Origin of the sequence: Paenibacillus xanthanilyticus (genome assembly GCF_042682185.1) — a bacterium.
In the GTDB taxonomy this organism is placed as follows: domain Bacteria; phylum Bacillota; class Bacilli; order Paenibacillales; family Paenibacillaceae; genus Paenibacillus_Z; species Paenibacillus_Z xanthanilyticus.
Genome location: NZ_JBHUHA010000001.1, coordinates 2,918,088 through 2,933,352 on the forward strand (window position 1 = coordinate 2,918,088; position 15,265 = coordinate 2,933,352).

A 15,265-nucleotide genomic window follows, 5' to 3' on the forward strand; every position below is an offset into this window, starting at 1 on the left:
TTAGGCCTCCCCTTCTGCCGCAGCCGCCGCTTCGCCCTGGCTGGACGGCACTTCATGCAGCCCGTACAGCGCAATCGCGTTGTCGGCTAGAATCCGCTCCCGGAGATCCTTGCGGATCGGCTGCAGCGCCATCTTCGGATTGTCGAAGTCCCAGTGCGGATAGTCGGACGAGAACATGACGGTGCTGCCAGCGTCCACCATATCGAGAATCTGGTTCAGCTGCTCCGGATTCCCCGGCTCCTCGATCGGCTGCGTCGTCAGCCGGATATGCGCCTTGATATATTCCGACGGCAGTCGCTTCAGCCAAGGCACCTGATCGCGCAAGCCTTTGTAGTTTTTATCCATCCGCCACATGAGATGAGGCAGCCAAGCGATGCCGCCTTCGATCGCGACGAATTTCAGCTTCGGGAATTTCTCGAATACGCCTTCGCATACGAGCGAGTTGACGTGCGCCATATAGTTGATCGGCAGGATGTTATGCCACTCGAAATAAGACGTCGGATAGCCGGAAGGCGTAGGCGCTCCTGCGATGCCTCTGCCCTCCGTTCCGGGATGCACCGCCACCGGAAGTCCGTTCCGCTCGGCCGCTTCATAGATGGGATGGAAGAAACGCTGGCCGTAAAGCATGCGTGAACCGCTGCACATAATGACTTGGACCATGTCCTTATGGACCGCCATCCGGTCGATTTCTTTGGCCGCTGCCTGCGGGTCCGCATGATTGATAAGGATCGACCCCTTGTACACGGGGCTTGCTTTCAGCCACTTCTCGACCAGCCAGTCATTGTAGGCGCTGGCGACGACGTTCCCGTAATCCGGATTCGGATTCAGGGAGATGCCAAGAATGCCTGAGCCCGTTAGAATCCCGTAATCGATCCCATATTTCCGAAAGTGATGCTCAAGCATGAAATGCGGATCGCTGCCGGGGATGCCGCCGTCCGCCGTCTTCGCGTCGGCACGGAATACGCCGATCGGGGACTGCCAGCCGCCGCCATATCCGGGGCCAGCCGACAGCCAGTATTCATGCCATACCCTCGGGAGATAAGGAAGCAACTCTGTATTGCTGGCGATCGCGTTATGCACGTCGGCATCGATAATTCTAGGTTTCACCATTCCTAACCGCTCCTTCGCATCCGTTAATGTCATTTCATAGCTTAACTTTACATCCGTGACACGGGGGCGTACATGAAGAAAAGGCATGGAAATCTGGATAATTGTCAGATTCCCATGCCTCTACTCCATTAGGATTTTCGGTAGTCTCTGGGAGACATCCCGGTCTCTTTCTGAAACAATCTGGAGAAATAAAAGGAGTCCGGGAAGCCGCTCTCCTCGGCGACCTGGCTAATCGCCAGTGTCGTATTCCGCAGCAGCAGCTTGGCCTGATCGATCCGGATTTTGGTCAAATACTGAATCGGGCTGTGTCCCGTATGCGCCTTGAACAATACGGAGAAGTAGCCCGGCGATAACGCAACGCTGTCGGCCATCTGATCTCGCGTGAGCGCCTCCTTGAAGGAGGTCTTCATGAGCTGAATCGCATTATGCACGACGGATGCGGCCCCGGCCGTTTCCGCGCTGCTCCTGCCCAGCCGGTTTAGAAGTTGGATCGCATGCAGCAACTGGAGCTTTACATGCCACTCGTACCCGTTGTTTTTCTCCGACCACAGCTCGTACGCTTCCCGAAACACCGACTCAACCGCCTTCCGGGCGGCGCCTGCGTTCCCGAGCTGCAAGGGAAGCGGACCCGGCTGCTCGCGGCAGCTTATGCTGCCTCCATCCCATTGAACGAGGCCGTGCTGGAATTGAAAGGAGTAGAAGTGAAGCGGATCCGCTGGGCTCGATCTGAGCGACATCATTTCGCCGGGCCAGATCTGGAACAGATCGCCTTGCACGAGCAGCTGCTCTTGCCCGGCGAACGACAGGCTTCCTTCGCCTCCGTAAACGTATGCTAACGAATGAAGCCCCGTCCTTTCCCGGTCAATCCCGCCATTCAACTGCTCCCATACCTGCTTGTTCCGGTTAGCCACCTCGATAATACGCGGGGTAAAGCCGTTAAAATACATATAATCCATGCACGCTCACCATTCGCCGATAAATTAAGCCTCAGCCCTTACTCACCTGCCACCCGCTACCACTTGGCGTTCTCGCCCGTCCATCTCTCCCGCAGCTTGAACGCAGCCGCCTTCGGCTGCCGCTGTCTGGTGAAAATCCCCTTCTTGTTGCCGACAATCCGGGTTAAGCCCTGTTTGGTGGCAAAATCGGCGAAGGCCCATACCTGCTCCCCGATCACGAACGGATGCTTGTCGAACGAACGGTGATACGACGCCAAGAATTCGTACTGAAACTCTTCCGAGAAGGAAACCGACGGCAGCTGGTGGTACCCCGGTATGGTGTCGGCTCCGTACTCGGTAATGATGATCGGCTTGCCGTACTTATCGTGCCATCCCTTCAGCTCTTGGTCCATGTGCCGTTCGATCACGGAGAGCTGCCCATGATCGCTGTACCAGCCGAAGTACTTATTGAGGCAGATCACATCGACAAGTCCGCCGACTCTGTCGACCGAGGGCCACATCGTCTGGACGATCGTAATCGGGCGCGTAGGATCAAGTCTGCGGGTCTCTTCCGCCACGGCCGTGAAGTACGGGACGGAGGCCTCCTCATTGGTCGCCGCTTCGTTGGCAATGCTCCACATGACGACGCAGGGATGATTCTTATCCCGGCGGATCATCTCGCCCATCGTATCCAAATGATGCCGCAAGGTCTCCTCATTCACCCGATCTTCACGAAATACCGTATTCGTCTCGCTCCAAAAGCACATGCCCACTGCCGGCACTTCGTCAATGACAACGAAGCCTTCCCGGTCGGCCAACCGCAGCAGCTCTTCCGAGTATGGATAGTGGGACGTTCGGAAGGAGTTGGCCCCGGACCATTTCATCAGATTAAAGTCCCGGACATTGAGCGCCTCGTCAAGCCCCCGGCCACGGATATCCGCGTCCTCGTGTTTGCCAAAGCCCTTGAAGTAAAACGGCTTGCCATTAATCAGGAACTTATTATCCTTGACGGCTACGGTCCGAATTCCCACCGGCAGCTGATAGCTGTCCATGACGGTCCCCTCGCTGTCCAGCAGGCTGGCTTCGAAGGTATAGAGATACCCCCGCCCGGGCTCCCAAAGGTGTGGTTCCGGTACCGCAAGCGAGCCCGCTGCTCCCGTTCCCTGCGCGACCTCGACGCCATCCGCATCAATCAGCCGGACGTGAACCGAAGCGCCATTGCCCTGGGCTTGTACGGAATAGCCGACGAGGCCGCTCGTCCCTTCAAGTTCCGTCGTCACCGTCATGTCTTCGATGTAGTCAAGAGGCGTCGTATACAGCCGGACCGGGCGGTGCAGGCCGGAATAATTGAAGAAATCGAAGTACGTCTCTTGGACCCGGTGACCTTGGGGATAACGGCCTTCCGGAGCGTCGTCAAAGGTTTTCACCTCGCCGGACGGCAGGCAGGTCCAATCAAGAACGTTGCTGACCGCCAAGGTCACCCGATTCTCGGCCCCCCTCCATACGCGGTCCGTAATATCGGCTTCGAAGGGAAGAAAACCACCCTTGTGACGGACCGCTTCTTCTCCGTTAATCCACAGCACCGCATGATGCGTGGCGCTTCCAATGCGGATCACGATCCTCCGGTCTTTCCAGGAGCTCGGGATGTGGAACGTCCGCTCGTACCATACGTCTCCGATATGGTCGCGGATGGCGGCTTCCGTCGTGATGTCGTTATAGCTGGCAGGAACCGGCATGGCGATGGCATCCTTCAGCTTCTCTTTATACCATTCTTGCGCATAGCCCTCGTTGGCCAAATCCGCTTTGAACTGCCAGATGCCCGATAGCTCCTTTACTTCCCGGATTCCGTTGTCTAGTGGGTATAACATGTTGAACCTCCGTCTGACATTCGTTTTGTCTCCTCATTGCCCGAGCGCTTGTTCAGCTCCTCATGCAAGGTCACGGTCATGGCTTGGAGAAGTTCTCCTACCCGCTCTTTCGCGGCCCTGGCTTTATTCCGTGCTTCTTCCTGATTGTGGACGAGTCCAAGCACCGCTGGAACTACCGCGCGCCTCTCCTCTTCTTTATCCATATCGAAGAGCCACTCCCCAAGACCAATATCCTGCCACATATATCCTTTCGTCGTCTGTTCCTTCCATCGACATACGATAGCGGGTATCCCGCTGCCGATGCACATAATCGGCGAATGCATTTCCGTGCCGAATAGTCCTGCCGAGCGAACATAGACGCTAAGCGCTTCATCCGGAAGCCAGAACGTTTCGCGCCAGACGACATGCGGCCGGACATCTTCCGGAAGTTGATCCAGCAGCAATTCCTTGCCAAGCTCCATCTGACTTTGATCTTCCGGACAAATCAGAACTTTATAGGAAGTCTGCCGGACCACCTCGATAATGGCCTGCCGGAGAGCGGCATGATCCTGCTCTTTCATCGCCTCGTTGACGGCATGCTTTTCCTCGCTGAAAGGCACGTCTTTCATCTTCCAAAACGGGGTGTACCTGTTTCTGGCAATGCAGCAGAGAAACTTCCCCTCCTCCAGCTCATGATTAGCGAGGAAGGTCAAGGCTCGAGCATCGTCTCTTTGATCAAAGGCAAAGGCAGCGTCTGGTCCGAACTGCATCAAAGGACATGATATGCCGTCGCTTATGGCGCGCGCCAAAGAAATGGAGTCTCGGAAATAAAGAAAGGACGCCTGGGATAAAATCCGCTGCACTTCGGGCCAGTCCGACTCGTTATACCCTCCATACGTAATCCCAAAAACCCCGAACGGTTTCTTCCAGTGGTTGATGTATGCCGATACGTCTTCATGGGCAACTAGCAGAGGGCCCGGACCATGCAGCAGAAATTGACTGGCGTCCAGTGCCGCCTGAAGTTCAGCGTTAGACGCTATTCCGTCGCTTCCGATGCTTCCCTTCACGACTTGGAGGCTGGGGAAACGTTGACGGATCATGGCCAAGACTTCATCGGAGAAGTCAACGGAGGGCCAAAGAATGACATCCGCCTCCGGCAGGCTGGTTTCCAGCAGCGCAAGAACACCCGGTGCATGGGCGATATCGCCTATATTGACGATCTGCCAAGATGAACGAAGAATGATCGTTTTCTTATTCAAGGTTCACACTCCCTATACGCGCGATTTGGTCGGTGCTATTATCGGTTCTTCCCCACCATAGCTTTCGGCTTCCGTTTCCGGCAATAAGAGTATTTTAATCGAGGGGCCATCGTGCGTGATTCGTGATGAAAAAGAATCCTATGGAAGGAAATGGATGGATAATACCAAAAAACCCCTTGTATAATCCGAAATCAGGATTACACAAGGGGCATGTGTCGATGGAAAGCTCGTCGGTTCGTGCCGGTTAGTCGCTACTGTACCGACACGTCATCGATTGCAACCCAGCCGTTAGCTGTCTGCGGAGCGCTGATCCATACTTTGACGGTTTGTCCTGCTGTCGCGCTAACGGTCAACGTTACTTTCTTGTATCCGCCTGAAGCGACGGCTTGCTGAGCCTTGTTCACGCCGGCCACATCCGCCCCGAACGAGACTCCGCTAGCGATATTCGTATTGATATAGGCGGTGACCGTATACGTCTTCGTCTGAGGTGCCGTCACGGTTTGAGACATTTTCGTAGCGGAGCTCGTGTTGAAGGCGGCCTTGTAGGTACCCGAGTAGGCCCCCGTATTCTGAATCGTAATGCCGGCTCCATTCAGTTCCTTGGTCCATCCGTTCAAGTTCGTCCATTCGAAGCTCGGATTGCCGATCAAATTCTGGCTCTCGAACGCCCCGCGGTCCGGACCCGCTCCCCTTGGCCTTGGATTGTAGCTGAGGTCGTTGGCCGGCGCCAAGCTCGTCGTCCCGGTGTCGATAGCCCTCGAGCCAATCTGAACACGGAAGTCTCCGCCGGCTGCGTTCACGAACAGGGGATCTGCCCAGATGTCGTTCGCTCCGCTGACGACAGGATTACCGTTATGATAGATGTTGTAGTTGACCGTTACGTTCGTGTTGTTATGATTCGAATTGATGTTTTTACCCGCCCTGGCCACTAGAATATTATTGAGTATGTTGACATTGTTGGAAGAATTGGCGTAGATTTCTCCCTCATTCAACCTGGCATTGTTGGTATAAGCCGTGTTGTTGATCATATCCACGTTATAGCTGTAGTAGGCATGAATACCGGACCCGCCGTTATTATAGCTCACGTTATTTGTTACCAGTGTTTTTCCCTTATAGCCCGGGTATTTGCCATTTAGTTGTGAATTCTGGTTGTCGTCGATAATAATCCCGTTCCCGTCGGAATAATCCTTTGTTTTCTCCCACTTCACCATTGTCTTGTTGTTATACGTCCGATTATTGCGAATGATATTCTTGTAGACGGAAGTATTGGTGTCCGTATCCACGGAATGGAACAAAGAGATTCCGCTTGTAGCGTAGAGTGTATACCAAGAGGTATTGTACACGGTATTGTTCTCGATGGTGATATAGTCCGCTTCCATCGAGACAATCCCCGCACCTGGTACATCGTGAACGGTATTGTTCTTAATCACAATGTGGTGGGGATTCGTAGAGGTTGATGTCTCCGGTTTAATCACAATGCCATTCGTTTGGGTTTTGCGGACGTAAGCCCAGTCGATCGTACCCGTCGGTTTATGCTGGACGAAGTGATTATAACGCGCCTCCCCCTCGCTTAACGTCAGATTGGCATTGTCGCCTTCCATTTCGAAGCCCTCTATCCGGATATATGAAGCGCTTACAACAATATGATTCCAAGCATCCCGTGCCATGAGCTTCGGCGTATGGCCCGGGTAGGCTAAGTAGTTAATGAATGCGGTGGAGGTTCCCGACCGGGTAACGTGGAATACGTCCTGATCATTCGTCTCGTTGTAGATGCCGTTCATGACATAGACGGTGTCACCCGGGTTCGTCAGATCGGCCGCATACTGGATGTTTTTAAACGGTTTGTCAGGCGTGATTCCATAGTCGCTCCGGTTGATCCCCGTATCGATGTCGACATAATACGTTTTCGGATCTGCGCCATGCACCGATTCCATGGATAGGAATGCGGAACAGAATATCGCAATCGACACGATCAAGCTCGTTAACCTAGCGGGCTTCCTGCTTACCAATCCAATCATCATCAATTTCCTCCTTTATGATCGCGATGAAGCAAGGTGAAACGGCTAGCGCCGTCCTTGGCAGCGAAGCGCGTTTCATTCCGGTGAAATACAAGATGATTTATAAGTGTGAAACTTATAAATTCTTGTATTTAGATAAGAATCGGGGAATACCATTTCGATTCCCCGACTCTTTTTCTTCTACTTCCCGTCTTTTGTGACGGTGAGCTTAATGGGTGCCGAGACGGAGGACGCCCCCTTATTGTCATAGGCTTTGGCCGTTATGCTGTATGTTCCGGCAGCAACCTGGGTCCAGCAAAAACTGTAGTTGCCCGCCGAAACGGACGTCGCCGTTCCGAGCAGCGTGCTTCCCTGATAGACCTCCACCTTGGTGATGGTTCCATCTTGATCGGATGCCGCTGCCTTGAACAGGATACTTGCAGGTTTCTTATAGGCCGCACCATTAGCAGGGCTAGTTATGCGGACAGTCGGCGGTACGTTAGGTATTTCCACCGCTTTTACCGTTACATTCGCAACGGCTTTTATCGCCGTCCCCTGAACCGTCCCGTAGACCGCAAAGCTGCCTGCGCTTGCATATCGGCTTGCATCCACCGGTTCCCACTCCACGCTCTTCGTGGATGTAACCCCATTGCTGAAGATCGCCTCCACGTCGGCAGGCAGCGTCGGTGCCGTTCCAGCCGTCGTGCTTACCGCAACCGGCGTTATCGCTGTTATGGTTGGTGCTGCGACGAAGGCGATGTTCCCGAAATATTTCGGAGAAGCATGCGAATTGAATCGTTGGTTGCTCCACATCGTGGCATTATCCCGGATTCCGTCAAAATTGCTGTCATCGCTGGCACCTGCATCAAATCCGATCACGTTCCCTACGGCACCTGTTATCGTTCGCAATGGGAGCGCAGCTTCAATGATATAACCGCCTTCTACGACTTTGGCCGACGAGGTAAACCCGTCTGCCGTCGCATTTTTGCCTGCGCTTCTAAGATTCAAGTAATTGACGCGGTAATGGCTGTCGTCTGCCTGGTAACTGAGCGCTTTGGCATTGTTCTCATCGACGAAAAACTCCATCGAATCATGTTCCCACAGATTCCCGCCTATCGCGCTCAAATTGGCATCCTTCACTTCGGCCAATACATACAATTGGTGTTCATCCCACAGCACCCGCATCGTTGCTGCCGGCGCTTCTTTGGTCGTATCGCTGATCTTAAGCGCCTGGAAAGGCTCCGTTGACGACCAAATTGGATCGATGTTCCCGTCAATGGAAGGCGTGCCTTGTGCCGCGGTCGCTTCCAAAATGACATCCGGAGGGGCCGGATTGAACGTCACCGCATCATCGATTAGCGGCGAAGCACTGTTAAAGGCGGTTTCATAGGCCCCGATATCCACCCGGGCATGTGCCCCTTCTCCGGCATACGGACGCGCATTTCCTTCCGCGTCGCCTGCAAGGGACATATCCGTACCGAACCACGGGGTGCCATAAAGGATGCCATGGTCCCTTGTGCCATTATCGATGGCAGGCGAATCCGGCTGCAAATGGAAGTTCCCTTCGGAGAGGGAGACGAAACCAGGGTCGATCACCCGCTCATTCTGACCCAAGAACCGCACGCTGCCGCCGTAAATATTGTTGGCGAACAGGTTGTTCCATCCGCTATTCAAATTCGCATATTCGCCCTCTTCGTCTCTTGCGATCGAGATGTTGTTCAGGAAGACCGAATTATCGCTGGCCTGAGCATCCATATTGGGGTACTTCAGGTGCGGGCTTCGGCTATTATGGACGATCGTATTGTTGATGACATGGACATTGTTGCTTCGATAGGCATGAATGCCGCCGCCGCCGTTATTGTAGACGATGTTGTTGATCGCCAGTTTCTTGCCCTTCGTCTCGTCGTACAGGTCATCGACGTCAAAGATGATGCCGTTGCCATCCGAGTAGTTTTTGGTCCGATCCCACTTCACCTTGGTTTCATTGTCGTAGATGATGTTATTGCTGAGAATAATTCTGTAATCGGTCGTGTTATGGTCGAAAGGAACATTATCGATCGTCCCCATGCCGCTCGTCGCGAACATGGTGTACCAGCTGTTGCTGTTACTAATATTATTGTGGAACCATAAGTAGTCCCCGCTGCCGCCGATCCCACCGCCTGCCATATGATGGACATGGGCGTTCCGGACAATGATATGGTGTCCTTTTACGCTAATGCCGTTGGTATTGGTCAATGCATATCTGGACCAATCGGTTCCCCCGGCAACCTTATGTTCGTAGTTCGCTTCCGCTTCAGCCAAGGTAAGATTCAAATTGTTGCCTTCGATCTCAATTCCCTCGATGATGATGTAGTTGGCATCCACTTGAACCATATCCCAAACCCCTCTGATATTCGGGGGAAGCAGCAGCTTCGGTTTATTGGCCGGATCAAACGCTTTGTAGGTAATGTAATGCGTAACCCCGGTTTTCACATCTTTCGCGCCGGAGCGATTGATGAGGACGAAGTCATTCGCATCGTTCGCGGGGGAATAGATGCCGGGCATAATGTTGACGGTATCCCCCGGGTTGGTCGCGCTGACCGCCTTATTGATCGTTTTGAACGGCGTCGTTGGCGTGAGACCGTTATTCGTATCCAAACCAGTCGGACTGACATAATAGACGACAGGGGTGCCAATGTAAGGCTGCTCCACAAATAGCGCCCCGGGATTCGGGTTGACGATGGGAGCCGTGCCTGCGGCATTCGAACCGGACAGCTGGATATCGTCAACCCAAATTTTGGTCTCCATCCGGGCGCCGTCCTTCACGTCCAAGAAGAAGCCCTTCAATCCGCCTAAATAAGGATCGTCCTGCATCGGTTCGCTGTTTACGATTCGGGCGCCGTTCCAATACATGTCGTAGCTCTTCGTATCCAGATGAAACACCAGCTTCACGTCGTACCGGGTATTTAGCGCCCAATCCGCTCTTGCCGCCAATGCGCCGCCTGCTTTATTGTCCGATCGCGCATAAAGTTTGTTATCCAACCCCAGCACGAAGATAGGACTCTCCGCGCCAGCCGCGTTGACCAGCTTGAAGATATAGTTCGCCTTATCATCCTTCAGCATGAAACTGGATTCCAGGGTATAGCTCTTCATCGGCACCGGAGCTGTCCAGCTGGAATGGAACGGGAAGCCCACGGCGCCTGGTTTGAATGCAGGGGTCGTCACTTCAGCCCAGCGGTTTCCATCTTGTTCTACAATTTTAGCGGTGCTAGCCGACGTGCTCTTCATGGCCGATCCATTGATCAAGGGCGTATTCAGAGCCGCATTGGCAGCCGTTCCCGCGATTACGGGATCCACATCGTTCGTCTCAAAGGTAGTGGTCCGGAAGGTTTGATCGCCCACTTCGAACGCCTTCTCGTTCACAATTTCGAACCGGTCGATAACGGGGGTCGAATTGGCGCCGATTCGTTCGATCTTCAATGTATTCGTTCCCGCTTGCAGAGGAATGCCGGTCAATTCTTCAAACCTCCACATATTCCACCCGCCGGTAGCAAGCGCCTTGGCATCTTGAACCCGGACATCGTTCACGGTTACCGCATAGGGCCGGGTTCCGCTTTGCAAGCTGTATCTGACCCGGATCGTATAGGTCCCCGTCTCCGGCACAACCACCTCATTATAAAGCAGGTAACCGGCCTTGGGTGCGGCAATGCTGACGTATCCGGTTCCGGAAAAGCCCGCGGCCGTCCCCGTATTCGCGCCGATCGTCGCCTCCAAGTGGGCAGCGCCTCCCCCGTTCTCCGCTTCAAAAATGGTCGCATAAGGCGTGACTTCAAGCACATCCACCTCAGGACCGTCGGCGCTCTTCGAAGCGACCTTGATTGTATTGGCTCCTTGATTCAGGAAGACGACGGCGGTCAGCGAATTCCATGTCAGCGTTGACTCCGTCCCCGTCTGCTCCCCCGCGAAAGCGGTATAGCTTTGACCGTTTACGATCAAACCTACCGGCTTAGCGTTCGTTGTATCGTTACTGTAATGGAGTTTAAGGATATAGTTACCGGCATAAGGCGCCTGGATATTGCTCCAGGTTAGGCCGGCGCCATTCGCCTGATCGCCCAAATCGACATAACCCGTTCCCGAAAAAACGGTCCCCTCGCCAGGCGTCCGCACTTCCGCATCCATGATTGCGGCATCTTCAGCCTCGTATTTCGTTTCCCCTGCAGCATAAGTCTTGGCAGCCGGCAGAACGGGAGCAAAGCATGCCGTCAATACCAGTGCAACCATGACGATCCATAATCCAGCCTTCCTCAAGTCATTCATCCTCCTCGTATGCATTGTCCACTTCAAAAGCCGAATTTGTGCAAGCATCCCCCCTCCCAAGGATGAAGATGAAGCGCTTACATTTTGAACAATTAGAACGGCGCTTCCTGCTCCCTAAGATAAGAATGGACAGCGTGGTTAGTAAGCGATAGCCGCCTACCAACCACTTTGCTCTGTCCTCATTCTTGGTCTCTATTTCGTTCCGAACAGTTCCTTATAGCTGGCTTCCCGTTCGCTCAGGATCTTCTGCAGATTCGCGTCATTGTTCATTTGCTCCACGAACTTGTCCCACGCTTCAATCGTTTCCTTGCCCATGATGACCTTGACCTTCAAGTCTTGGAATTTCTTATACAGCTCATTGCCGACCTTCAATTCGGTCTCGGAAGTGACGCCGCTGTTGTTGATGAAGACGCCATACTTCAACCGCTCTTCAATCACTTGCTTATCCCGTTCGAAATATTCCTTCGGATAGTCGGGCGCCGCTTGCAAAATCCGGCTATACGGGTTGACGTTCGTCCAAATATTGCTCAGCGACGGGCCGGCGATATTTTTGAACTCCTCATTGGTCACTTTCGTGCCATCTTCCGCGATCGTGAAGTGCACATCCTTGAGCCCGTAGTTAGCCAGCTCCATCCCTTCCGGCGTGGCACCGTAGTCGAAGAACGCCAGGATCGCTTTCAGCTTCTCTTCCGACACTTTCTTGGAGATGAGGTAGTTCCCGAAGAAGCCGCCTTCCTTCATGGCATATTCTTTACCGGTTGCAGGCGAGATCAAGTAAGGCACGTGGGCAATATTGGCTTCCGGAGCTGTTTTCCGAACCGCAGCCACTACTTCGCCGAGCTGCTTGGCATCCATGGCGGTCGGATACATGCCGACTTTACCCGCCTTGGCCATATCCAGCACCTGACTGCCTTTCATGATGGCAAAGTCCGGCGCCAGTACCCCTTCCTTATACGCACGCTGCAGCCATAACAGCGCCTCGCGGGCAGCTGGCTGGGCATCCCGGAGGAAGGTCGGTTTATCCGCCGAGCTCACCACCATGCCATTAAATCCATGGAAGGTACTCTCGACAAAGTCAAGCGTTCCCATCCAGCCTTCTTCCACCGCTCCCGTAAACCCATAGGTATCCGCTTTGCCGTTGCCATCCGGATCTTGTTCGGCGAATGCCTTCAGCACCGTGTACAGTTCATCCATCGTCTTCGGCATCGACAGTCCCAGCTTCTCCAGCCAATCCTGACGCAGCGCCGGGAAGGCCGCGCCTCCGACTAGCGGACGAGGACGGGGCAGACCATAGATTTTGCCATCTACCTTCGAGTTCTCAAAGCTCTCCTTCGGATACGTCGCCAGCAGGTTCGGATAGTCCTTGATGTACGGGGTCAGATCCCAGAAGGCGCCCTCTTTGATCGCGCTGGTCACGTTCGAGCTATAGATGAATGTCGTTAAGAGCACATCCGGAATTTCGCCCGAGGCCAGCATGACATTGAACTTGTCCCCATAATTGTTCGACGGCAGGTACGTAATATTAAGCTTGGTATTGGTCCGCTTCTCCATCTCCAGCTCAATCGGATTATCGTTGACCGGCGCTTCCGTATTATAGTTAATCGTGGTGATGCTGATCTCCGTGGGCGCAGCTTGTTTGTCATTGGTACCGGTGCCGGCATTCGATGTCGGCTCCGTTTCTTTCTTCTCCGAACAGCCGACGAGCGTTCCCGTCAGAGCCAGCGACGCGCTGAGCGCCAGGATCATCGTTTTCTGGTTCAATCTTTTCGTTTTCACTTTGTTGTCCACCCTTCTTCTCCCCTAGTATGGAACTATAACCTATGTGATCATCCCTTAACAGAACCAAGCATGACTCCCTTGGCAAAATGCTTCTGCAGGAATGGATACACCAACAGGATCGGCACGGTCGCGATGACAACCGCAGCCATCTTGATCGTATCTGCCGGCACTTGATGCTCGGATGACAATTGCGCTGCTGCAGTTGGATCCGCGATCCCCGTCTCCGACTTCACGAGCATGCCTTGCAGGAGAACCTGCAGCGGACGCTTATCCGGATCGGTGAGGTAAAGAATCGCATTAAAGAACGTGTTCCAATACCCGACGGCAAAGAACAGACCGAAGGCGGCCAGTGCCGGCAGGGACAGAGGCAATATAATTTGGAAAAAGATTCTCAGGTCATTAGCGCCATCGATATAGGCTGATTCCTCCAGGCTTTCGGGTATGCCATCGAAGAACGTTTTGAGCAACAGGGCGTTCCAACCGCTGAGCAAGCCCGGCAAAATAATGGACCACAGACTGTTCATAAGACCGAGTTCTTTGATAACCAAGTAGTTCGGAATAATCCCGGGGCTGAACAGAATCGTGATGAGCAGCGCGAATGTCAGCACCTTGCGGCCGAACAATCGTTTTCGGGATATCATGTAGGCGAAAGCGGCGGAAACCATCAGACTTAGTGCGGTCCCCACGACCGCCAGGTAAGCGCTTACCCCGATGGAGCGAATAAACGTGTCCGTCGATAGAATGTATTCATACGCCGCGAACGACCAGGATTGGGGGAACAGCGTCAGTTCGCTGCTCGAATATTCACCTGGAGCCGAGAAGGATACGATAACGACGTAATAAAACGGGAATATAGATACCAATCCAATTAACACTAACGCGAGCGCGTTGAGGTTCGAAAACAACCTTTCCCCGAATGATTCTCTCACGGTGTGCACTCCTCTCTTTATGCTTCGAGCTTGTATGTCAATAAAAACCTTCTCCGCCGGCTTTTTTGACCAGCTTATTGGAGATCACGACGAGCAGAAGCCCGACAGCCGCCTTGAACAATCCCACGGCCGTGGTGTAGCTGAATTGAGATTGATTGACGCCTACGCGATAAATATAAGTGTCGAATACGTCGGCCACATCGGATACGACTGAATTTTGCAGCAGGAATACCTGCTCGAAGCCGACATCCATGATATGTCCGAGTTTGAGGATCAGCAAGATGACAATGACATTCTGGATGGCCGGAATCGTAATGGCTCTCATCTGCTGCAGCCGGTTCGCCCCATCCATTCGCGCCGCTTCATACAATTGGGGATCCACGTTCGCCATCGCCGCCAGGAAAATAACGGTCCCCCAACCCGCTTCCTTCCATATACTCTGGCCCGTGAGGAAGCCCCAGAAGTACTCCGGCGTCGTCAGCCACTCCACTCGCTCGAAGCCCATGCCGATCAAGAGCTTATTTACAAGCCCTTCTCCCGTAGCAAACAGCGTAAACGTCAAACCCGCAATGATAACCCATGACAGAAAGTGAGGCAAATACACGATGGACTGAATCGTCCTTTTGAACCGTTCGTTACGGACCTCATTCAACATGAGCGACAAAATGATCGGTGCCGGGAAGAAGAAAACGAGGCTCAATAAATTAATCGCAATCGTATTTCGCAGCAAGGTAAAAAAATCCGGATTGGAGAAAAAGAATTGGAAATGCTCGAATCCAACCCATTCGCTCTTCCAAAATCCGAGAAAAGGCGAATAATTCTGAAACGCGATTAATACCCCCCACATGGGAAAGTATTTAAAAAGGATCAAACACAGTAACCCAGGCAGTCCGAGCAGATAAAGGTATTTATCTCGCCTCAACGCATGCCATATCTTACTTCGCCAAAGCTGTGACTTCATCTTGGAAGGCGGCGTCAAGATGGTCTCTCTCACCGTACTCATATGCTGCTCCCTCGCAATCTTTCAATTTTGTTTCCGTTGCCCTGCCTTGACTATAGGAAGCCGCCGTCTTTCCTGCAATAAGACTTAATTGGATACGGGCTTTTCTTGGG

9 protein-coding genes are annotated in these 15,265 nt (G+C 53.3%); all 9 read right to left on the reverse strand.

Annotated features, from left to right (window positions below):
- On the reverse strand, positions 1-1,110 hold the full coding sequence (locus tag ACFSKT_RS12285; protein ID WP_377721300.1) for an amidohydrolase family protein: 1,110 nt from the start codon (positions 1,108-1,110) through the stop codon (positions 1-3).
- A 128-nt stretch (positions 1,111-1,238) separates the two neighbouring features.
- Positions 1,239-2,066, reverse strand: coding sequence for a helix-turn-helix domain-containing protein (locus ACFSKT_RS12290; protein WP_377721301.1), 828 nt, complete (start codon positions 2,064-2,066; stop codon positions 1,239-1,241).
- A gap of 56 nt (positions 2,067-2,122) precedes the next feature.
- A complete protein-coding gene (gene uidA, locus ACFSKT_RS12295; RefSeq protein WP_377721302.1) occupies positions 2,123-3,913 on the reverse strand; it encodes a beta-glucuronidase in 1,791 nt (596 codons plus the stop codon).
- Positions 3,898-5,151: a polysaccharide pyruvyl transferase family protein gene (locus ACFSKT_RS12300; RefSeq protein WP_377721303.1), complete on the reverse strand. Its 1,254-nt coding sequence runs from the start codon at positions 5,149-5,151 to the stop codon at positions 3,898-3,900. The genes uidA and ACFSKT_RS12300 overlap by 16 nt, the downstream gene beginning before the upstream one ends.
- Positions 5,152-5,402: 251 nt before the next feature.
- Positions 5,403-7,172: a choice-of-anchor Q domain-containing protein gene (locus ACFSKT_RS12305; protein WP_377721304.1), complete on the reverse strand. Its 1,770-nt coding sequence runs from the start codon at positions 7,170-7,172 to the stop codon at positions 5,403-5,405.
- A gap of 177 nt (positions 7,173-7,349) precedes the next feature.
- Positions 7,350-11,444 carry a sugar-binding protein gene (locus tag ACFSKT_RS12310; protein ID WP_377721305.1) on the reverse strand — a complete coding sequence of 1,365 codons (4,095 nt, stop codon included), beginning with the start codon at positions 11,442-11,444 and terminating at the stop codon, positions 7,350-7,352.
- A gap of 192 nt (positions 11,445-11,636) precedes the next feature.
- Positions 11,637-13,220, reverse strand: a complete 1,584-nt coding sequence (locus ACFSKT_RS12315) for an extracellular solute-binding protein (RefSeq protein WP_377721306.1) — start codon at positions 13,218-13,220, stop codon at positions 11,637-11,639.
- 50 nt (positions 13,221-13,270) lie between these two features.
- Positions 13,271-14,152: a carbohydrate ABC transporter permease gene (locus ACFSKT_RS12320; protein WP_377721307.1), complete on the reverse strand. Its 882-nt coding sequence runs from the start codon at positions 14,150-14,152 to the stop codon at positions 13,271-13,273.
- Between the two features lie 37 nt (positions 14,153-14,189).
- Positions 14,190-15,155, reverse strand: coding sequence for an ABC transporter permease (locus ACFSKT_RS12325; protein ID WP_377721308.1), 966 nt, complete (start codon positions 15,153-15,155; stop codon positions 14,190-14,192).
- Positions 15,156-15,265: the final 110 nt, after the last annotated feature.